Source organism: Microcoleus sp. AT8-A3, assembly GCF_036705675.1.
Lineage (GTDB): Bacteria > Cyanobacteriota > Cyanobacteriia > Cyanobacteriales > Microcoleaceae > Microcoleus.
Map to the genome: position 1 here is coordinate 23,325 of NZ_JAUBVD010000023.1, position 21,549 is coordinate 44,873.

Sequence of the window (21,549 nt, forward strand, 5' to 3'; positions counted from 1 at the left end):
TAAGATAAAATATTTACATATTAATAATAGCAGAGCGTGAGCCAGACAAGACTACATCCCAATCGTATCCTGGTGGATGAAATTCAACCTCACAAACTTTATAATTCTGGTTTTAATGTTTCACTTAATAATCTGGCTGGTTTTAAGCCGGATGACGGGGCTGGTGCTTCCCATCGGGCTGCTTTGGCTTGGTATGCGGGGACTGCTAATCTCAATGAAAGTCAGTTTCCTTCGGAGAATGGCGAAACAATTTACCGTCGCTTGGGTGATTTGGCTGAAAATAATATTGCTGATGCTACTAAGACTTGGTACACTCCTGACCACACTAATGCTAGTTTTACTCAGGGCGATACTAAAGCTCCTTGGGAAGGAATTGGTACGGGTTGGTTCAACTCTGTTTTAGGGGGAGGTTCTGAGGTAAGACCTTATTTTGATGGTGGGAAGAATAGTAAAAGTGAGTTGGGTGACTTTGAGGAGTATTTGAAGAATAATCGGGTTTCGGTTTACGAGGATAATACCCCAATACCTGCAATGCGGGGTGATTTTGCAGTTCCTACGCTCTTTAATGGCAATTTTGATGCAATTTTTTACCCGAATAGCATTCAAAATATTCCGGGCTGGTACAGCAATAGAACTGATAACAAACTCAAGCAAAGCGCCCTAATTGATGTAGCAGGTATTCCTGGAGCTACTCCGCCCTCAAATGGCATTCCCAACTATGCTCTACTCCTGGGAGCTGGGAACCCAACCCAAGCCACCCATGACTCGTTTGTTGTACCCGATTGGGGTAATTTGCGGTTTGATGTTTTTGCTCCTGTTCAAAGCGGACAACTGAATGTAAAGCTTGAAACGATCGACGGTCAAAGTAAAGATGTAACCGTCAATCTTGCAGAAGATGCAAACTTTTTGATTGACAGTACCAACAATCAAATTCAGAATACTAAGGATATCTACTCTGATATCGAAAATAAGATTGGGTTTGGGAGAAAAGGATTTGAAACCTTCCAACTTAAGTTAAACCTCACTGATTCAGAAATCGCAGAGTTTCGAGGGAAGCCAGCGAAAATAACCTTTTCTTTAGACGGTGGCGATTCCGTTTACATAGATAATGTTTTCTTCAAGAGCGACCATCTCAAATTTGGCAATCCCACTGAAGCTAGATGGAATCCTAGCAACAGTACATATCAAAACAACTTGCTGCTTGAAAAACCCCAGTACGCAGTGTCTTACAATGCTGACACCAAAATTGCCAACTGGGTTGGTTGGAAAGTAGACAAAACATGGGTTACAAGACCAGAAACACAACCAGGAGAGTTACTAAAAGGATTAAGAGAAAGACCGGAATTTATAACTGACCCCGATCTATTAGCTAGTGGCTTGTCTACCTATGATGGAAATATCTTTACGGGGTTAGGAATGAATCGAGGTCATTTGTCTCCTGACAGAGATAGATTGAGACATCCTAAAGACCAGTTAGCAACTTACCTCACAACTAATTTGATTGCCAGTCAATGGATAATAATCGATTTTTTGTTCAAGGAAGCAACAATGCAGCAGATGCTTCAGCTTGGTTCAATATAGAAAATAAAGTGGTAGCTCCCAGGGTTACTCAATAGCAAACTCATCCCCAAATACCACACAACTCTAGCTTGGCGCTCGGCAGCCGCAGATAGTTTATTTGTCTCAATAGTACAACTCGATTGTTACTTCGTCAAACATAGAAGCTTTCGCATATATGACGCCCAACATAGCAGAACCAGATTGGAATAATGTATCCTCAGATGGGGTTCCAAATCCGCTTAATAATGATGTGTTTTCTCCCTTTTTGGACAGCGCTCGCAGTAACATAACTAATGCAGCGACTTGGAGGAACCCAGATACTTGGCGACTTACTCTTCCACAACTCACAAATATTCTTAACGAACGTAACAAAGTTCGCAACTATGACTTTAAGTTTGATTTCCTGTCAAATCTGCCAGAAGATATTCAGTAAGCTCTGAAGAATCAAGGGAGATATTCTCCTCCTTCTTGATATTTTACTTCTGGGCTAAACGGAACTTAGCCTTACAGGAAGAAGTTCCGTTTAGCCCAGAAGTAATCATACTCTCATAACTTTTTAGGATATTATTATAATCTCATACTTCCCTGTTAGTATTGCTGCAGGAAGAGCGATACAGATTGGAAGTGAAACCAGAAATAAAAACTCCGTCATGGCGAATAACGTCCCAGTAGTTACAAGGGTCTTCGCCAAAGCCCCCAAGCTTCGCACCTTGTAAATTGACTCTAGTAAAATTAACCGAGCTTATGTCGCATCTACTGCTGTTAAATCCTCTCAAGTCACAGTCAAAAAACCTACTGTATTCCAAATGACTTGAGGTGATTTTAGCTTCCCTGAAGTTACAGTACCAAAATTGAGCCGACCCTAACTCGCACCTATGCAAATTGAGTCGGCTCAAATTAACGTAGTTAAATTGAGCACCAGTCAGGTCAATATTTTGCAGTTCAACCCCGCTCAAGTCTGCATACTCCAAAATGATGTTTCTAAAATCTCGATCGCCAGTAGCATAGCGTCTGAGTAATTCTTCTACAGTTATTCTTTCTTTTTCCATAACTCAACTCCTGTATCTATTTACACAATCAACAATAGCACTTTTTTTAATGCTCTATATCCCGACCGCATAACTCATGCAACGGCTTGGAGAAATCCTGATACTTAGAGAGTTACTCTCCTAGAACTCACAGGTATTCTTAACAAACGCAACCGAGAGCGCGATTATAATTTTAATTTTGACTTTCTGTCAAATCTGCCATAAAATATTTCAGATTCTCAACAACCGCCGACTACACAGCCCCCAACAGCCCCATTAATTCCAGCCACATCTAACCCAGTTTCACCTGACACTAATATCAGCGCAGAAGTCTAATCAACCGATTTACAAAACCCAGTACAAACCGCGACTCAATCTTTAACAGACAAACAGAATGATTCAGGAAAAGTTGACCCCCTAGCATTTTTTGGCATCATTGACCCCCAGGGAAATATCGGTCAGTTAATCGACCCGGACAAATTCGTTACCACCCCGGCCTTTACCGTAACTCGCGACATATCTTCAGTACAGGTAGTAGCAATTCCCAAGGTGGGACTTCCCGTCATAACAGAGGTAGGCGTGCAGCGAAACGACGACGGCACTGCAACATTTAAGGCAGCTTTGAATATGCCAGCCCCAACTTCTTCTGACCCCACAACACCTCCTGTCCTCCAAAAAGCTGAGCTGAAATTCAAGGATGATTCCGGTCAACCATTTGAGAACAATGAGCCCCTCTTATTTCTGACCGGGGGCAACATTCTGGTCAACAATGCCAGCGACTCCAAAGGCAGTAAGTTTGAGGATTTGACAGTTAAATTCTATGCAGGCAACTCTATGTATGAGGGGACTGTAGTACCGACACACAGCCGCTCTCTTGGGGGCAATCAGTATGAAGTAGCAGTTAAAGTGCCTGATACAGTAGTGCTGGGCGCTTCAGGCATCGTAGTGGAGAGGAAGCAGAACCAGACCGTCGAGCAAAAAGGTGTTACACCAGTATACAAAGAAATCCAGTACCACAGCAATCCAATTCGCCTGCCACAGGGGGCAGAGTACGTTTTTGCAGCCTTGGGCGGTTCTGACCGAGTAGCGGTTCTCAACGGTAAAAACCCCGAATCAGTGGTTGATACTACAAACAGCAAAGACTTGCTGTTGGCTCAAATTCCTGTGGGGACTAGCAGTGTCACAGATTGGGCAGAATCAACAGCCGTGACTAGCGACGGAAATCGCGTTTACGCAACCTTGAGGAATTCAGGTCAAGTGGCATTGGTCGATGCAATGGTACTGCGACAGGTAGATACTCAGCCAAATACCCCAGGCGTCAATCCCATTGTCCTGCCGGCGGGCGCTAGACCCAAGTCAATAGTCATCAGTCCTAGAGACGATTATGCTTACATTGGCGACTTAAATCAAGCGAAAATTTACGTCCTTGACATCAACCCTAACTCGGCAACTTATCACAAAGTAGTTGAGACTATTAACGTCACTTCACCATTAGGATTGAGTCAGTTGGCAATTAGTAGTGATGGGCGGCGGCTGTTCGGCACGGGTTCTGATAATAATGAGCAAGTGCCTAATCGTCGGATTTATGCAATCAATATTGACTCTAAGGACCGACCGAAGGATGAAGATTCTAATCCTCGTAAGTGGCATCAACAAATTGGAGTTATTCCTACTATTTCGGAGACCGAGGGAATAGCAGCTACGAATGAGCCGACGAAAATGGTGTTCACGAACGGATTGAATCTGATTAATACTGACCAGAATGACGGGCCTGGTTTTGGGGTGTTGGAAATTACTTCGGACGACCCTCTTAACTTTACTGCTTCTGTGAGTTATGCCCCTTTAAGTTTGGGTTTTCCTACTGATTATTTTGATGTGAATGAGGGGGTATCTGTCACTGTAACGCGGGATGGGCGGTATGGGTTTGTGGCTGGTCGCAATTCTGGAAGTCTTGGCCCTAATGCAGATGTGCGTTCTGGGGGAAATATTGGGATTATTAAAGACCCCTTGGGCCCGAATCCTCAATTAATCGGTGCTACCAGACCGATTCCAGAGGCTCTTACTAACGATTTAGTGCTTTCTAATGACAACAAATACCTTTATGGCTCTTATCCTTCTCTGACTGGTAGCGGGAGCGTGTATGCTTTCGATGTTGAGGAAATTATTAAAACTCTGGACAATCCCGGTCAATTCAAAATTGATAGTCTTGACAGGGGTGTTAAGTCTCCTTTCTTCAATGCTACTACGGCGAGGTCTGTGACTGCGGCTGATTTCACAAGGGTTCCTATTGATGATATCAATCCGGCGGTTAGTATTGCTGCTGACTATGGGATTACTAAGGAGAATCGACCTGCTAATCAGTTTACTTATGGGGTGCTGCCGGGGACAACACGCGCACCAGTCGGTACTGGAGGCAATTTACGGGATTTGAGTTCTGCACCGACTGATTGGCTGGATTTGAAGGGGCCTGGTACAACTACAAGTGACCTGACTCCGACTTTTCAATGGCAGTTTTCTCCTGGTTGGGAGGATGTGAAAGAAGTTAATCTTTTTGTCAGTACCTTCGAGCAAGGGAAGGGCTTATTGCCTCGGGATAAGGTTGTCAATTTATCAGATTCGGCACTCCTTCCCGGATTCTCGGAAACACAAAAGCGTCAACTTCTTTCTAAGCCTTGGAACGGTTATGACGATTTCAATCCCAACCGAATTCTGACGGCGACTTGGAAGAAAGATACTAACAAGTGGTACGGCCATGACGGGATTACGCCTCTTAACCAACCTTTAAATGACCCCGCAAATACTAGCACTAACTTCACGCTACCTCAGAGTCTTACTGCGGGGCAGAACTACAACTTTGCTGTAGAAGCTGTGAGTAATAGCGGCGCTGTGACCAAAGATTTGGGGCAGTTTAAAACCCTACCTCCTGATAGCAACAGTCCTTTCAGCAGTGTCAGCGTGTTGACTCATGGTTTTACACTTTTGCCTAACCAGTCTGGGATTCCTGATTCCTTTTTCCAAATGGCCAACAAAATTGCCACTGTTAGCGGTAATACACCGGAAAACAGCGGGTTAATTATGCGCTACGACAAGCCTACAGGTAACTGGATTCCTATAGATATACAGGGACGGGTGATAACTAATTTGACCGAGGGGCTTAACACCAGCGAACCTAATTATTTATCAACTTTGGCAAATAACTTAAAAGCCGGGGTAGTTATAGATGGAAAGGAGATTAAATACCTCAACCAGAACAAACCGTTAGTGTTGCTAACAGAATGGTCGTTGGACAGAGAATCAGTCATTCCTGACGTTGGCTTTTCTGAGGGTGCGGCTGATGCTTTATTTGCTTCTCTGGTGCAGTTGGATCTGGCATTAGGGGGTAAGGTTGGAGAGTATCAAGGCAATCAATTAAACCGGTTGTACAACAGCGAAGGGAAGCTGATTCGCCAGCAGGGGGATTTGTTCAATTCGCCACTACATTTCATGGGCTTCAGTCGAGGGACGGTTGTCAATAGCGAAATTGTACAGCGTTTAGGGACTTTCTTCCCCCAAGCGGGCGGCAAATCTATGGCTGACCGAGACCTCCAAATGACAACAATTGACCCGCACGATTTCTACCAACCTAGTTTGAATTTACAATTACCTGGCTTTATCAGCACAAATTTCAGCGATTTCTACGAACCCAAAATTCAGGTTTGGAATAATGTTACGTTTGCTGATAACTATTATCAGACTGTGGCTGACCCGAATGGTGGTACTGCTACTCCTAATGGTCGTTCTTTGAGCCAACTTCCACAAGAGGAGTTGGATAAGAATCCCAAACCTGCTGGACTGAATTTTCCTAAAGCTAATGGTGTTACTTTAGGGAAGGCAGACCGAGAGATTTTACTCGGTACTCGTGAGAAGGAACCAGGTCGTGAAAACAGTCGTATTGGGTTTACTAAGGATGATTTTGTAGGAGGGACGCACAAGCGAGCATTTGGATGGTATGCTGGGACGGTTGATTTAGACCTGGAGGAAGTTTTACTTCAGTATCCTCATGTGGAGGCTTCTGAGAAGCCTCAAGCAGTTAACGATATGTTGGGTAAAATGGGTTTACCCGAATTGTTCGATCCGAATTTCCCGGCTGCTAAACCTTGGTATGATAATGGCAATGGTGAAGGGGTTGGTGAGGGTTGGTTTTATTCTGTTTTGGGTGGAGGTAAAGACCGACGGACGTTGAGTTCTGTTGGGCGCGTTCCGGTGAGTTTTGATAATACTCTTTCTGCTGGTATGCGGGGGGATTATGCGGTTCCTACTCTGTTTAATGGGAATTTTGACCAGTTTATTCCTAATAAGAGTGGGGCTGAAGAATTTGGTCGGAATACTATCTCTAAGGAAATTCCTGGGTGGTCTTTTCATAATAGTGCCACATCAACTTTGGTGTCACCTATCAACAACCTTGTAGAGTGGAATGAGATAGCTCAACAATCTCCCAATTTTTCCAATTACTTGAGCTTATTAGGTATTAACTCTCAAGCTCAAGATTATCAACCCAATTATGCTCTGAAGTTAAAAGGTGGTGAAAGCATCTCCCATAATCGCTTTATGCTAAATGATTGGGGAAATTTGCGGTTTGATATTCACGCTCCCAGCAGAAGTGGAATACTCAATGTAAAACTTGAAGTAGAAGGAGTAAACATACCAATAAAGAGAATAAATCTAGCTCAGGATTCCGTTACTGTAGCTGAGGCCAACAAAGAAGATGTCGATGAAATCAGAAAAATATATAGCCAGAATATCAATAGTATTGGATTTGGAAGAACAGGATTTGAAACTTTTCAGTTACCCTTGCAATTACTGGCTTACGAAGATTTCGCAAAATCTGTAGGAAAACCAGCTAAGCTGACGTTTAGCCTAGAAGGTGATGACAATGCAAATGTTATCATAGATAATGTATTTTTCAAGAGTCCACACCTCAAGCTTGGCAACCCTACTAACGCTAGATGGGATTTAACTCAAGAACAACCAACAAATTTACTGATTGAAAAACCAGGATATGTAGTATCCTACAATACTCAAACAAAACTTTCTAACTGGGTGAGTTGGCAAGTTAATAAATCGTGGACTGTACCATCTAGTACAAGAACAGACATCCAGTTCATAGCAGATCCTTTTTTGTCGCCCACTTCAGCAAATTCTAACCTGCCTCAAATTGATGGTACTATATTTCGGCAGCCTTGGGTAGGAATGGATAAAGGTCATTTAATTCCTGATCGAGACAGAAACAGAAACTCTAAAGATGCCATAGAAACCTATATGGGGACTAATTTAATTGCACAATCTATGGACAATAATAGATTGTTTTCTACAAATCCATTGACTGCCTCTGCTTGGTTTAATATTGAACAAAAAGTACAGGATCGTGTTCAGCAAGGGCAAGAACTTTATATTATTGCCGGTGCTTTAGGAAATAATTGGACTACTCAGAAAAAAACTAATGTTCCAGCACTCTTAAATCAACTAACAAACAATGGTATTTTTATTAACAGAGGGAATACAAACCCCCAAAACTTTGAGAACAATATTCAGATTCCTGAATGGACCTGGAAAACAATTATGGCTTTGCCTAAACCAAATGGTGAAATTACCTCTGAAACACTTATGTTTACATTTATAACTCCTAACCGCTCAGAACCAGAATCTTGGCCTCAAGAACATCCTCTAAATCAACTCTTAGGGGGAAATCGTCAACCCATCGAAAGCCCTGAACAATGGAGAAACGTGGCAACTTGGCGAATTACCTTGCTACAACTTCAAACTCTTCTTAACAACAGGCCTATTCCCGGCTCGAATACACCTTTTGATTTTAGTTTTCTCTCAAATGTTACTGACAAAAGTGTACAAAAAAATCTTTTAGAAAAAGTCTAGATTTTCTGTTTTAGTTTTTGATTGAAGCAGTTTTACTGAGTTGGCTTTGGGTAAAAATAATGAGGATAAAATTTACGCAATTTATAACATTTTAAGATGTGGTAAGGGCGACAGGTCTTCACCCTTACTATATTTAGCGACCTTGCTTAAATCCCATCCTCATAACATTAAAACTCGCCATCTTTTTTGATATGAGTAGTTTTTTGATAGCAATCGCTACATCCAGCCATATATTCCCCATCTGGTAAAGTAACGTTATAGCAGAAAGGAGGTGACTGTCCATGATATAGGAATACACCGCCTTGGAAGCTAACTTCTATAAAACTGGTACAGGTTGCCTCGCCGAAAAGTTGCGCCTCTCTTAAATCAGAGTGAATAAACCTGGTATTAGTAAAATTGCCACCCTTTAAATTAGAACCTCTAAGGTCGCAATAAATAATTCGTGCCGAGTCCCAACTAAAAGGTTCCAGAATAGCATTACGCAAGTTAACTTGACTGAAATGAGCATAGGACAGATCCAGATTAGGTAGGTTAGCACCTTCTAAGTTAACTCGATGTAAGACTATTCCGGTAAATTCTCTCTGTCCATCTGCATAGCGTCTTTTGAATTCTTCACCACTTAAGCCTCGCTCCGAATCCATTTTTCGATTTCCAGAAGGCATAATAGTATGATGAAAAATTGTCGATTTATTAGTTTGAATATTATTTAACTTAGCATCAATTAAGTTAGCACCAATCAATTGAGCTGTGGTTAAATCAGCGCCTGTTAAATCAGCGCCTGTTAAATCAGCACCTGTTAGATCAGCTTGATGGAGATTAGCATCACTGAGATTGGCATTAATTAAGTTAGCATTCATTAAATATGAATCTGAAAGATTAACTTTTTTCAGGTTAGCACCAGTTAAGTTGGCATTAATCAGAAAATTTCTCATTAATAAAGAATCTTCTAAATTGGCACTACGTAAGTTGATGTCCGTTAGAAAAGTATCCATCAGACAGATGTTCCTTAAGTCAGCGCCAATAAAGTCTCTCTCACCAGCAGCATATCGTCCGATTAATTCTTCCGCATTCATAACTTTTACCCTTAATTTGTAATCGTTTTATAGTAATGTTTTCCATTCATCGATCCGTACAATTATCATTTCGGATCGTTCCATCTGGCATTATAGTATTGCACAAAGTAGCGTCTTCCCATTTTCCGCACAGATTGATTGTATTTGAGTCGTCATATTCAGGATCGGGTCTAGCTCCCATCAGATTAGCATTGCACAGATTTGAACCATCAAATGATGTTTCATCCATAATTGCACCACTAAAGTTAGCTCCAGTAAGATCGGAATTCCAAAACCCAGTTTGATGTAGTTTGGTATTACTTAGATTCGCGCCAATTAGAGTTGCTTTATGAAAACCAGCTTCACCGAGGTCTACATCGCTGAGGTCGGCTCCAGTGAGGTTAGTATTTTGGCAGTTGAGCCTAGATAAAAAACCATTTTTCAAATTAGCTCCACGCTCGGTTGGCATCAGTCACGTCAGCATAGTGCAAAGTTGCGTTTTCTAAGCAGGCATTACTTAGATTAGCTCCCGTCAAGTCAGCCCCTTGTAACCAAGCTCCTTTCAAGTTAGCACCACTAAAATTAGCCTTAATCAACTCAGCGCCATCCAAGTTAGCCTCGGTCAAGTTAGCCTCGGTCAAATTAGCGTCGCTCAAGTCAATACAATCCATGTTAGCATCGCTTAAGTTAGCACCACTCAAGTTAGCATTCATCAACTCAGCAGAAATCAAGTTAGCACCACTCAAGTTAGCATTCATCAACTCAGCACCACTCAAGTCAGCATCTGTTAAATTGGTCTTGGTGAGATTGATATCAATAAGCTTGCTTTTCTTCAAATTGGCATTGCTCAAGTCAACCTCAGCAAAGTCTCTCTCGCCATTGGCATATCTTCTAAGTAATTCTTCAGCATCCATAACTTTAACCCTTAATTTGTAATCGGTTGATAGTGTTAATAATACCGCTTTCCCAGTCAAGAATCTATTGGAAATACTTGGGATAGCCTTCCTTATTGAATGTCATCAGCTCAACAGACGGCACATCAACAGTAATGATAGCCCCCGGTGCCTTAAAGCAAGACACAACCGTCAGCATTGCCCCAGTCAACCAACAAAACTTCTCCCTACCGCTGCCGGCGGGATTTGAATTTGCAGGAGCCTTCAACTTAAACTTTGGCGATAACTCCCTGAATATACCCGCCCAGTTGGCAGTACCAGCACCCGCCGGATTAGCACCTGGAACGGATTAAGAAGGTTCCTTTTGAGCGCTTGCTATAAAAGAATGACTTAGGGATTTATTCCTCTGGTCAGTGAGTGGTTCAAATTCAACATTCACTGACCTTCTATTTCTCTAGCTATTTAGAAAATAGAAACTTTCGTGCAGGCATCAAAAACTTACATTTTCACCAATTCAGCATCTGTAAAATTACACCGAATAAAATTCGATTCTATTGCACCGGCTTTCCTAAAGCTAGCCTTGGTAAAATCGCAATCGATAAACGTACACCGTTGAATACACCCTCGATTCCAATTGGCTTTGGTAAAGTTGCATTGCTTGATGGTAGCTGGTCCTATACCTACCTCTCTTAAATCAGCACTGGTAAAATCAACGTCAATAAAGCTAGAAGTCTCTAAACCAGCCCCCTTGAGCTTTGCTTGTTTCAGAATCGTCCCTATGAATTCCGCATCATACGAGACAGCTCTTTCCAAAATAGCCCCACTCAAGTTAGTTTGATGCAGTCGAGCCGAGCTAAGGATAACTTCTCTGAGGTTAGCTCCGCTCAGGTTAGCTTCATTGAGCCTCCCCACCTGCAATATAGCTCCAGTCAAGTTGGCTCCACTCAAATTGGCCCCCATAAAATCAACGGCTTCTAGGTTAGCCCCTTCCAGATTAGTGCCGCTCAGGTTTATACCGCGCAGGTTGACTCCTCCAATTCTGGTGTTTTCTTCAGTTTGATATCGTTTGATTAACTCATCAGCGTAACGTCTACCCAAAAGAATTCCACTTAGGTCAAGACCTGCAAAGTCTCTTTCTCCAGCAGCATACCGTCCGATCAATTCTTCTGCATCCATAACTTTAATCCTTAATTTGTAACCGTCAACCGCCAACAATCAAATAGCTAAAACTGAGGTTTTGCCACCACCCCGTCGCAGAGACGCCGATCGCGATCGCTCACATTAGGATTAGTTCTCAGATAATCTCCCACCCAGTCACAGCCCCTCACCAGCAAATCGTCAAGATCCAAATTCCACAAAATCACCCGATTATCCCGGCCCGCAGAAGCCAGAACCTTCCCATCCGGGCTAAAACTCACACTCATCACACTATCCTTGTGACCCGTCAAAGTTTTCAGCAAAGTCCCGCTGCGACTCCACAGTTTCACCTTATGATCGTAACTACCCGAAGCAACCAACAAACCATCCGGGCTAAAAGCAACGCTAGTCACGCTGTCGCTAGAACCCTTCAGCAGCGTCGCCACCAAAGTCCCATCTACCTTCCACAATTTCACCGAATTGTCGTAACCAGCCGAAGCCAGCATTTTGCCATCAGGGCTAAAAGCAACCCCCAACACAAAACTGTTGTGAGCTCCTTCAAACGTTCTTAGCAAACGACCGTCCCGATTCCAGAGTTTGAGAGTACCATCATCGCTTGCAGAAGCCAGCATCGAGCCGTCGGGACTGAAAGTCACCCCAGTCACCCAGCCTGTGTGTCCCGTCAAAGTCTTAATCAGCCTGCCGTTTCTAGTCCAGAGTTTCACAGTCTTATCCTTGCTAGCCGTTGCCAGAACCTCGCTGTCGGGGCTAAAGCTCACGCTCATCACGCTGTCGGCGTGGCCGTCGAGAGTCAACAGCACAGAAGGCGAACACGGGAATAGCGGAGCCGAAGGACAAGGGAGAATATTATTCATGCCATCTTCTGTCAAACTCCAGACTTTCACCGTTTTGTCGTAACTCCCAGAAGCAAGTAGCTGGCCGTCGGGGCTGAAACTGACGCTGGCGACTCTCTGAGTGTGTCCTTCCAAGGTTTCCAGCAAAACTCCCGTGCGGCTCCAGAGTTTGATAGTGTTGTCCGTAGAAGCAGAAGCCAGCCTTTGGCCGTCGGGGCTAAAAGTAACGCCTTGCACCCGGTTTTGGTGTCCGTCGAGGGTTTTGAGCGGCACGTCATCGAGTCGCCACAGCCTGATAGTTTTGTCAAAACTTGCCGAAGCCAAGGTTTTGCCTTCCGGGCTAAAACTCACCTGAGTAACTCGATCGGCGTGTCCCTCAAAAGTTCTCAGTAAGCGACTCTCTGGTTTAATGTTGCTAGCATCGGTTGGGCGTTTGTCGCCAACACCAGCAAGATTCCAGAGTTTGACAGTCCCGTCTGCACTTCCAGAAGCAAGTGTTTGACCGTCGGGAGAGAAACTGACACCAAATACCCACTTGCTGTGTCCCCGCAAAGTTGTTAGCAGTTCACCTTTTTTGGCTTGTGTGGAATTTTCTGTTGGTGGGTGTTTGAGTGCAGCGATGCTCCAGATTTTCACCGTTTTATCTTCACCCGCACTGGCGATCGTTTCACCATCGGGGGAGAAACTGACGGTGTAAATTTTCGAGGGTTGTCTGTTTTCGCTGTGCCATAAATTAGCGATTAACTTACCGTCAGAACTCCACAGTTTCACACTACCGTCATCGCTCGCCACAGCGATTATTTTGCCGTCGCGGCTGAAGCTTAGCCAATTTACGGGAGCAAATTGTTCGATCGTCCGCAGCAGCGTGCCGTCGGTTTTCCAAAGTTTGATAGTTTTATCAGTAGAGCCAGTGGCGATCGTTTGACCGTCAGAACTAAAAGCAACGCTGGTAACGCTATTAGTATGCCCTTTGAAAGTAGCTAACAAACGGCCGTCAGTTTGCCAAATTTTGACAGTTTTATCTAAACTTGCCGACGCTATGGTTTTGTTGTCGGGACTGAACGCGACACAGGAGACACTGTTAGTGTGGTCTTTGAAAGTTGCCAGCAAACTGCCGTCGCGCCGCCAAAGTTTGACGGTTTTATCTACACTGGAAGAAGCTATTGTCTCGCCGTCTGGACTGAAGCTAAGACCCCAAACTACATCGCCGTGTCCTTCCAAGCGGTTGCGTTCTTTGACTCCATAAACTGCCTGCTGGAGGGCTGCAGAAATCAGGATTTCGGTGTCTTTGAGAGTATACATTTGTTGGGAGTGTTCGATCTGTTTCCACTTTTTACCAGCTCTCAAACTTTCCATCATGGCGTCAAATTTGTTATTTGAGAAATAAAGTGCTTCCGAAGCTGCTGTCAGGGTACTGATTTCGGCTCGCTGAGTTTGAGCGACAGCTAGCTGTTTTTGACCCACAGCCCGCCACCAAAAATTTACGGCTGCGATCGTGGAACTGGTGAGCAGCATGACGCCGATCACTGCTACTCCCAGCAGTTGTTTGAGAAAAGTATTGGCTCGGTAGAGCTGTGCTTGACTCATTTTTTTGTCCGCTTCTGCTTTGTGGAGTCTCGCTTCTAAGCCGAATCTTTGGCGAATCGGTCGCACTAAATAGTCGTGTACCAATTGATAGCGGTCTTCGGGCGCTTCCCGTAGCAAAAATAGCAAACCGTGACCAACTAAAATGTCTAAAATTAAGTCCAGGTTGTCGGTTTTCTTGGGTCGGCTTTCAGGGTATGCAGCGAACTGTCGCGGTAGGGAAATTCGGTTTCTGCCGATCGCCGATAATTCGGTTTCGCGGGCATCGGCTGGCTGCGGGCCTGTAACTAACGAGAGTTCGTGTTTGGTTTTTATCAGTCTTACGCCTCTTTCATCTGTCAGGGAAAACAAGATTTTCCAAGCTGCGTCTTCGTTAACGGGCCCGCAGTCAGAGATGACTCTTTCGAGCGATCGTTTCACTAATTCCGCTTTGGGATTGTCCCCCAATTGCTGGTATTGTGCTAGACTGGTAATACCTTCTTCTTGCAGTTGCGCTCCTACTACCTGCAATTCGATTGGTCGCACTTCTTGCAGTTCGTCTGCTAAATCTTCTACGAAGGCATCGATCAGTGCCGGCTCTAAATAAAATTCCGCCCGTTCTGTTAAGTGTCCGATGACAGCCCGCGCGTCTTTGATAGAAAAACTCCGCAGTTGGTAGCGGATACTTTTGTCGAGAATATTATTGTTAATAGCGTCAAGATTTGGGAAGCGATCGCAATCTAGTAAGTAGTGCAAATAATCTTCGCGCAAGCACAGAATTATCTTGACATAAGGCAAGTTCAAAAACAAACGCAAAAAATTATAAAAAAGTTGTCTTTGTGCCACAGAAGTTGAAACAAAGAAAAACTCTTCAAATTGATCGAAAATCAGCACAGTTAACAAATTATTTGTGGCATTTTCGCGCAACTGTTCTATAATAAAAGAAGAGACTTCCGAGCTGCGAGCAGGAATAACCGAGCAACTTCTTTTGTGGATTTCCTGTACTCCTTTCGAGATTAATTTACTTTCCTCTTCGGCTTGTTTGTCGTACAGTGCGCTGTTCAAAGCATTTTCTAACTCCACCAGCCAGTCGGTGTAAACTTTGACTACTACGGGCAATGTATCCCGCGCACCCGGAGTAATATTTTTCAAAGCTGGTACTAAGCCTGCATTGACTAGAGAACTTTTCCCGACTCCGCTGGGCCCGTGAATAATAGTTAATTTATGGTCGTCCCTGCTAATTCTTTCTAGCAAGCTATTGATATCTGTTTGGCGCGAATAAGCCGTCATGGAGGCTGCAATGGCAGCTTGGTTTTGAGCTGAGGGGCCTGAAGGATTGACCGCTTGGCGCTGCTGCTGCAATTGGCTGGCTCCAATAAAAGCTCTAAATCCGTATTGATATTCGATCGAACGCTGGGTTTTTTTAATCCGAAACGCTTTAAGATACTCTCCCTGCTCGAAATAAACCGCTTGCAATTCCGTCAAAATATCGATGTAAAGTCGGGGGTCGTACTTCGGCTCGCTTTGAGATTGAGCCAACTCCAAAGAATGAACCGCCGCTTCCCACTGCCCTAGCTGTCGCAAACTTCGGGCTAAAAGTAAAAGATACGAACTCCTGTCGGATTTAGGATGTTGGATTTTAGATTTGGGTTCGTTACTTAACTCGTTAGGGCCCACAAATTCTGGATAATTTCCCTCAAACCCCAATCTCAAATCTTCAATCAGCAATCTCAAATCATTAGGCGTTTGATCCAAAATCGCCAAAGCCAACTCGGCTAGCTGGCGGGCTTGACTCCACCTCGACTCTTGCAGGGCAACTTCAGCCAAAAAGCCGTAATCTTGAGCTAGTTGGCTGGGAGTACCGTAAGTGAAGTGCAACTGCAAAGAATTTTCAGCTAATGCTTGCAACTCTCCCCAAGCTTTCAAGCGCTGCAGCACTTCTCCGAGGTGTGCTGTCACCTCAGCTACCAATTCCGGGCGTGAGGCAAGGGAGAAAGCGTTTCTAGATTTTTCCAGGCTAATCCAAGCTTGTTCCCAGTGCTGGCGGTTGGCTACCGGGTTTCTGGCTGCTTGCAAGCGGTGACACAGGGCTATGTGAAACAGCACTATGCCTTCTCTCTCTAAAAATAAAATTTTGGGGACAGGATTCGACAAGGAGGAGAAGGTTTCTGGGTTTTCGGAATGTTCCAAGTTGCCGGTTTGCTGCTGCCAAAATACTAAACTTTCTTGGTAATGAATTAAGGCAGTTTCGGTTTGGTCGCTGACATAGTAATCTCTACCGAGAACGAATTCCAGGCTGGCTTTGAGGGCGGGTTCTAATTCTTCACCGCGATTTTGTAAATCTCTTAAAGCTAATTCTAGTTCTCGGCGTGGCAAAGAGCCGATCGCCAAATCGAAGGTATTGCCGGGACTCAATGGCGAATAGGAGTGGATATCTGATTGTCGTCGGTTTTGGGGCCGTGAGTTAAAAGTTAGAAAGCGTTCTCCGGGGCTGATTTCGCGCTCCAGGCCGCGTTTTTCGGACGGGGTTTCGCAGGTCTCACAATTAGTGATGGTGCTGAGGTTGCTGCTGGCGAGTTCTTGATGGAGTTCGCCTATTTTAAATATAGTATCAGCCCGCCTAGCGAGGAAATTAATTAATTCGTCAACGCCCATTTCAAATTTAATTGTGGCGGCGGCCCAACTTTTGAAATCCGGGGCCAGACGAATCATTTTGGTGACGATATCATCTGTTACCCACAAGATCACTGGGCAGGAAAAATTTTTGCGAAATTCGTCTCGCACTTGATTGGTAGAAGCCATCAGTTCGTCGATCGCTACTACTGTTTCTAAACCGAATACCATCAAAGCCGAGGCGGCATCCACAGGCGAGTACCCCTCCTGGAAAGAGCTTGAGAGCAGGGTAGTGTAGAGGGTTTTGACTGAAGCTGGCAGGACGATATCTTGAATTGGAACTGGGGACACTTCTCGCAGCCGCTGCGCTATTTGCTGCCGCAACTGCTCGTAGTTGCAGCGCACCAAAATTAGCGAGAATTGGTGTTGAGACATTGTGATTGACCTGACCAGAGTTTTGAGCGAGCGCTCGTTGTAGTTTGCAGTTTCTTGTACCTTAATTAGATCGGTCATGCGTGCACCTCTTTTGCATTAATCAATTACCTAACGCTCGCCAATCGTGACTGAAAGCGTCTCTACTTAGACATCCCCGTCTCTGTCTGACGCTTTATCTCTGTATAAATACGTAGTTTTCCGTACTTGTCCTATCAATACTTACATATTTATTAGATCCAATGTAAAGATATCATACCTCTCAATCTCAGAGAATGCTAGACTTGCGAATAAAAATTTAAGGTTATCTTAGATTTTTTGATTAAGCGATATATAAAGGACTACAGATCATAAATAGCCAAGTGCTTAGTTCACGATCATACCGACGGCTAGCTATTAGTAAACAACTTCGATATATCTGTAGCAGGCATTTAGCATAACAGCAAAAAAAATGTACTCCGGTATGGGATTATGTGAAATTAAGAGCAACAGCTAAAAACAGACATAGGGGGTCTGACATTGCAGATATGAGAGTTGAGAGTGGGCAAAGTCCTTAGTGGTGGCAAAGTTTTACAGGACAATAAAATACACCGCCTATAGCCAGCATTCAACAGAAATTAGCCAGTGGAAAAAACCGCTGACTGATTTCTGTATTGGATGGTAAGATTTCGGAGTTTTGAGCGATGAATTTTTAGTTAAATTCTTTCTAAATCCCTCGTATTTAAGGGTTTTTAGAGTCACGAAGCTATCTCAAAAATCCCAACTATTTTGGCTCACTGCGCTGCAGCCACTCCTTATATTTTCGGGTTTCTGCTAGGGCTGGATTAATCCCAAACCAACGACCTTCTTGATCGCGGTATTCAAAGACAAACATACTTCGCAACAAAATTTGAGACTCTTCTTCGCCTGTTACACTTTGTCGGTTGACAACTTGAAACAGTAATTCCCATTCCATGTCATTGATGGCTCCCAAAAGGTCATCGCGATATTCTTGAATGACGCTTTCGAGGCATTCGCGAGAGAAGGGAGGGTCTTCGTGCTGCAAACAGCTATACAAAAGCATCAGTAGATTGCGAACATGACCGCCACTAATCCGACAAAGCCTGTCTAAAGTTTCGGGAGAGTCAAACACCTGGGAAATCAAATCAATGCGTTGATGGGGAGCAACTGCGGGGAAAGCTCTGGCTAATACTAGCTGGCGCAGCAGTGCCATTCCTTCGAGGTGGTCTTCGCCCGATCGCACTTGCACTGGTACCATGGGCATCACCTTGGGCTTGACTCCAAATCGACTGGCGAGGCGGCCGAAGTCGTTGGAAAAAATCAAAGTCAGGGGAATCGTGTAGACAACATGGCAATTAAGTTTTTTCAACTGTTCGCCTCGGTCTAAAAACAGATATTCTGGCTGGGTGCGTCCGCTGGGTTTGAGGGAGGCGTCGAGGCGATCGAGGTTGTCAACGATGACTGCGAGCCCTTTTTTACCTTGCTGCTTGAGTTCGGCGTTAGCTTTGTTGAGGAGTTCTTCGTTGATCGACTGCAAGATGCTGTTGGTGCGGGGTTCGAGATATTGCCTGAGTTGCGATCGCAGTTTGGGAGAGTCTTTAGTTTTAGCAGTAACTCTAGCAATGCCTACAGATAACTCGGCTTCCGCTGACAAATCTATGGGAGTCTGCAAAAATTCTGCCACTTCTGCAAACAGATTGGTAAAATAGCTCGGTCTGAGTTTAATTTTAGCCGATTCCATAGTTTCGCTAACTTGGCGGGCAATGCTCAGCAAAATATCGCTGATATCTACATCCCCCATGTCTAAGTCTTGGGAAGACTCGAAGTAGACGACGCAAAAACCCTCTTGCTCTAACTCAGCTTTTAGTCGAAACAATTCCGTAGATTTGCCACACCCGATATGCCCTGTAAATAGCTGACAGGTTGGCTCATTGGGGGAGATGCGGGTAATGGTTCGCTGTAAAGATTCAATGATTTTGCCGCCACGCACGGAACCAAAATCAATGTAGTATTGATAATCCCCTGGGTCTCCCGCAACAAGGGTCTTGCTGGGGTTGCAGGCTTTATAGAATCTGTCTAATTCGAGTGCGATCACAATTGAAGCCGAATAAAAGTTAAAAAGTTAATCGAAAGTCTAAACTTTCTTTACTTGAGTTTAGTTTGATTTGTAACCTTTTGCCCTGTGGGGTAATGCCCTAAATACCCAAAGAACCTTGAGCTGGTAAGGGGTTTTCCCGGCGCTGGAATTGGGAATTTTTAATTAATAATTTTTTATTACTTAGCGGGATCAGTGATATTACTGATATTGCCCGGAGGATGGGTAAATTTGCGGATATCTGGTTAAATGGTAGGGGAAAACAGGGTTCGAGAGAGAAAGATTAAACAGTTTTGAATTTGTGCTAATCGTTAATTACTATATTGTCAAGAGGTAGATGGCTAGTTTTGGAGCGGTTTCTCAAACAGAGTTAGGGCGCAGGCGCCAAAAGTTGCGGCAGATCCGTCGCGCTCGATTGGCGGCTGTGGTGTGGCAAATGCTGGCAGCAAGCGCAATGGCTGGAGGTTTGTTGTGGTGGATTGCTCAGCCGGCTTGGTTGATTGCCCGATCGGAACAAGTGAAGGTGGAGGGCAATCAGTGGCTATCGGATAAGGCGGTGCGGTCTTTAGTGCCGCTGTCTTACCCGCAGTCGCTGTGGGGGATTCAACCGCAGGCCCTGGCCCAAAAGCTGGAGTCCACCGGGCCGATCGCCAAAGCGAAGGTGACTCGTAACTTGTTTCCACCGAGTTTGACTATAGAAGTGGCAGAACGCTTGCCCGTGGCGGTGGCGCAGCCGACGGCGGTGTTGAGATCGAACAGTGAGAAGGAAAAAGTGGGGTGGCTGGACGCTCGCGGAGGTTGGATGCCGTCGGATAGTTATACTGCTGTACGATCGCACAATAGTTCGATCGGGCCCGGCAGCATTCCGGGAACACAGCCTCAGCGTTCTTTGCCCACTTTAAAAGTGATCGGGCCTTTGGAACAGTATCGCGCCTCTTGGCCGAAGTTTTACCAAGGACTCAGCGGCTTGACGGTGAAAGTATTTGAGATTAATTGGCAAAACCCGAACAACTTGATATTGAAAACAGAGATCGGTACCGTACACTTAGGGCCGTACAGTTCCAAGACTGCGGAGCAACTTAAGGTCTTAGACCGAATGCGACAATTGCCAAAACAGATAGATTCAAGCCTCATAGCCTACATTGACTTAAAAAATCCTGCGGAGCCGATCGTCCATTTGCCACAACTCCCCGGCAGTTTGGAGTCGGACTTAATTGCTAAATAGTTTGCTAAACTTATCTAAAGTTGATTGTTGAGAGGAATTTCCATGTTTGCCGTCAAGCGAGCGCTCAAATTGAATAATAGGGAAGCAACCTTGATGGCAAAACACGCAGGATTCCGGCGTGTAGTATTTAACATGGGATTGAGCTTGCGAGTCCAAATGTACGGTGAGGGCAATTTTTCAGACTCAAAGGTCATCAACGAAGTCAAGAAAGTTCTCACCAACCACGTCAAGAAACAACCTGAATGCGCTTGGATGAACCAGTTGTCTTCTCGTGTTTACCAAAACGCTTTGATTGACTTGAAAGATGCGTTCAGTCGGTATCGCTTGGGAAAAGCCGATCATCCGAAATTTGCCAGCCGCCGGGATGGGCAATCATTCACGGTTGATTCGTCTAATGGAAAAGTTTTACTAACTGCTGGCAACACCATTAAGATTCCCACGCAGGGAACTTTTCGACTTCACGAGCCACTGGAATGCGGTTTTGTCTCTCAAACTTTTACCATTTCACAAGAAGGAAATCGCTGGTTCGTCTCTTTCTGTGTTGATGCGGAACTTTTACCAATTCAACAACCCGAAAGCTCTGTAGGGATTGACGTGGGTATTAAATATTTTGCTACCCTGTCAAACAGTCAAGTGTTTGATGCACCAAAGCCATTAAAGCAAGCGAAAACCAAGCTTGCACGGTTGCAGCGCAAGGCATCAAGACAAATAAAAGCCTCAAACAATCAGCGCAAAACTTACAACAAGCTCGGCAGACTTCACGCACGAATAGCTTGCATTCGCAAAGATTTCCTTCAAAAGTTAACGACTTATTTAGCTAAAACTTTCAAGTCAATCAATATAGAAGACTTGAACGTAAGCGGAATAATGGCAAATCACAAGTTGGCTGGGGCAATATCCGACTTAGGGTTTTACGAATTCAGGGGGCAGCTAAATTATAAGTGCAAAATGTATGGAGCGAATTTAGTGCTGGTAGATCGATGGTTCCCCAGTTCTAAAACTTGTGCGAATTGCGGGCATAAAAAAGATATGCCACTAAGCGTTCGGACTTATGATTGTCCTGCTTGTGGCTCCTCAATAGATCGCGATCTCAATGCCAGTTTAAATATTTTAAATTGGGAACCCAAGGCTATTGGGGGATAGCCTGCTTATCTTGGGATGGCCGACCACCCAACAGCGCAGGAAGT

Annotated in this window: 13 protein-coding genes; 6 read left to right on the plus strand and 7 right to left on the minus strand. The window is 44.4% G+C overall.

What is annotated here, in order from left to right:
- The first annotated feature begins 36 nt into the window (after positions 1-36).
- Both QUB51_RS15350 and QUB51_RS15355 read left to right on the plus strand, forming a co-directional pair.
- Entirely contained in the window at positions 37-1,581 is a 1,545-nt protein-coding gene (locus QUB51_RS15350; RefSeq protein ID WP_333208450.1) for a DNA/RNA non-specific endonuclease, read from the plus strand.
- 154 nt (positions 1,582-1,735) lie between these two features.
- Positions 1,736-1,993, plus strand: coding sequence for a hypothetical protein (locus QUB51_RS15355; RefSeq protein ID WP_333058349.1), 258 nt, complete (start codon positions 1,736-1,738; stop codon positions 1,991-1,993).
- A gap of 142 nt (positions 1,994-2,135) precedes the next feature.
- Here QUB51_RS15355 and QUB51_RS15360 read toward each other — a convergent pair whose 3' ends face one another.
- Positions 2,136-2,609, minus strand: coding sequence for a pentapeptide repeat-containing protein (locus QUB51_RS15360; RefSeq protein ID WP_333058348.1), 474 nt, complete (start codon positions 2,607-2,609; stop codon positions 2,136-2,138).
- A 528-nt stretch (positions 2,610-3,137) separates the two neighbouring features.
- Here QUB51_RS15360 and QUB51_RS15365 point away from each other — a divergent pair.
- Positions 3,138-8,498: a DNA/RNA non-specific endonuclease gene (locus tag QUB51_RS15365; RefSeq protein WP_333261878.1), complete on the plus strand. Its 5,361-nt coding sequence runs from the start codon at positions 3,138-3,140 to the stop codon at positions 8,496-8,498.
- A 167-nt stretch (positions 8,499-8,665) separates the two neighbouring features.
- On the opposite strand, the gene QUB51_RS15370 is transcribed toward QUB51_RS15365, so the two are convergent.
- Genes QUB51_RS15370 through QUB51_RS15380 form a run of 3 tightly spaced genes read right to left on the minus strand, consistent with a single transcriptional unit; the run spans position 8,666 to position 10,464 of the window.
- Complete coding sequence (locus tag QUB51_RS15370) at positions 8,666-9,571, minus strand: pentapeptide repeat-containing protein (RefSeq protein ID WP_333208452.1); 906 nt, start codon at positions 9,569-9,571, stop codon at positions 8,666-8,668.
- Between the two features lie 46 nt (positions 9,572-9,617).
- A complete protein-coding gene (locus QUB51_RS15375) occupies positions 9,618-10,019 on the minus strand; it encodes a pentapeptide repeat-containing protein (protein ID WP_333056113.1) in 402 nt (133 codons plus the stop codon).
- On the minus strand, positions 9,997-10,464 hold the full coding sequence (locus QUB51_RS15380; RefSeq protein ID WP_333056114.1) for a pentapeptide repeat-containing protein: 468 nt from the start codon (positions 10,462-10,464) through the stop codon (positions 9,997-9,999). Before QUB51_RS15380 ends, QUB51_RS15375 begins: the two co-directional genes overlap by 23 nt.
- Positions 10,465-10,559: 95 nt before the next feature.
- On the opposite strand from QUB51_RS15380, the gene QUB51_RS15385 reads away from it, so the two are divergent.
- A complete protein-coding gene (locus QUB51_RS15385; protein WP_333056115.1) occupies positions 10,560-10,796 on the plus strand; it encodes a hypothetical protein in 237 nt (78 codons plus the stop codon).
- Between the two features lie 145 nt (positions 10,797-10,941).
- On the opposite strand, the gene QUB51_RS15390 is transcribed toward QUB51_RS15385, so the two are convergent.
- From QUB51_RS15390 to QUB51_RS15400, 3 genes are all read right to left on the minus strand, one after another.
- A complete protein-coding gene (locus QUB51_RS15390) occupies positions 10,942-11,619 on the minus strand; it encodes a pentapeptide repeat-containing protein (RefSeq protein WP_333056116.1) in 678 nt (225 codons plus the stop codon).
- A 47-nt stretch (positions 11,620-11,666) separates the two neighbouring features.
- Positions 11,667-17,123: a WD40 domain-containing protein gene (locus QUB51_RS15395; RefSeq protein ID WP_333261875.1), complete on the minus strand. Its 5,457-nt coding sequence runs from the start codon at positions 17,121-17,123 to the stop codon at positions 11,667-11,669.
- A 682-nt stretch (positions 17,124-17,805) separates the two neighbouring features.
- Complete coding sequence (locus QUB51_RS15400; RefSeq protein WP_333056118.1) at positions 17,806-19,137, minus strand: P-loop NTPase fold protein; 1,332 nt, start codon at positions 19,135-19,137, stop codon at positions 17,806-17,808.
- Positions 19,138-19,474: 337 nt separating this feature from the next.
- Here QUB51_RS15400 and QUB51_RS15405 point away from each other — a divergent pair, with 337 nt between their 5' ends.
- Both QUB51_RS15405 and QUB51_RS15410 read left to right on the plus strand, forming a co-directional pair.
- Positions 19,475-20,362 (plus strand): FtsQ-type POTRA domain-containing protein, encoded by an 888-nt coding sequence (locus QUB51_RS15405; protein ID WP_333232635.1) that lies wholly within the window; start codon positions 19,475-19,477, stop codon positions 20,360-20,362.
- Between the two features lie 42 nt (positions 20,363-20,404).
- Positions 20,405-21,505 carry a transposase gene (locus QUB51_RS15410; protein WP_333056120.1) on the plus strand — a complete coding sequence of 367 codons (1,101 nt, stop codon included), beginning with the start codon at positions 20,405-20,407 and terminating at the stop codon, positions 21,503-21,505.
- Positions 21,506-21,549: the final 44 nt, after the last annotated feature.

What these genes read in the sequence shown, in the direction of transcription:
- QUB51_RS15355 (WP_333058349.1), top strand. Translation starts at nt 1,736, where the DNA reads ATGACGCCCAACATAGCAGAACCAGATTGGAATAATGTATCCTCAGAT.
- QUB51_RS15395 (WP_333261875.1), bottom strand. Translation starts at nt 17,123, where the DNA reads ATGACCGATCTAATTAAGGTACAAGAAACTGCAAACTACAACGAGCGC.
- QUB51_RS15405 (WP_333232635.1), top strand. Translation starts at nt 19,475, where the DNA reads ATGGCTAGTTTTGGAGCGGTTTCTCAAACAGAGTTAGGGCGCAGGCGC.
- QUB51_RS15370 (WP_333208452.1), bottom strand. Translation starts at nt 9,571, where the DNA reads ATGAATGCGGAAGAATTAATCGGACGATATGCTGCTGGTGAGAGAGAC.
- QUB51_RS15410 (WP_333056120.1), top strand. Translation starts at nt 20,405, where the DNA reads ATGTTTGCCGTCAAGCGAGCGCTCAAATTGAATAATAGGGAAGCAACC.
- QUB51_RS15380 (WP_333056114.1), bottom strand. Translation starts at nt 10,464, where the DNA reads ATGGATGCTGAAGAATTACTTAGAAGATATGCCAATGGCGAGAGAGAC.
- QUB51_RS15360 (WP_333058348.1), bottom strand. Translation starts at nt 2,609, where the DNA reads ATGGAAAAAGAAAGAATAACTGTAGAAGAATTACTCAGACGCTATGCT.
- QUB51_RS15375 (WP_333056113.1), bottom strand. Translation starts at nt 10,019, where the DNA reads ATGCCAACCGAGCGTGGAGCTAATTTGAAAAATGGTTTTTTATCTAGG.
- QUB51_RS15390 (WP_333056116.1), bottom strand. Translation starts at nt 11,619, where the DNA reads ATGGATGCAGAAGAATTGATCGGACGGTATGCTGCTGGAGAAAGAGAC.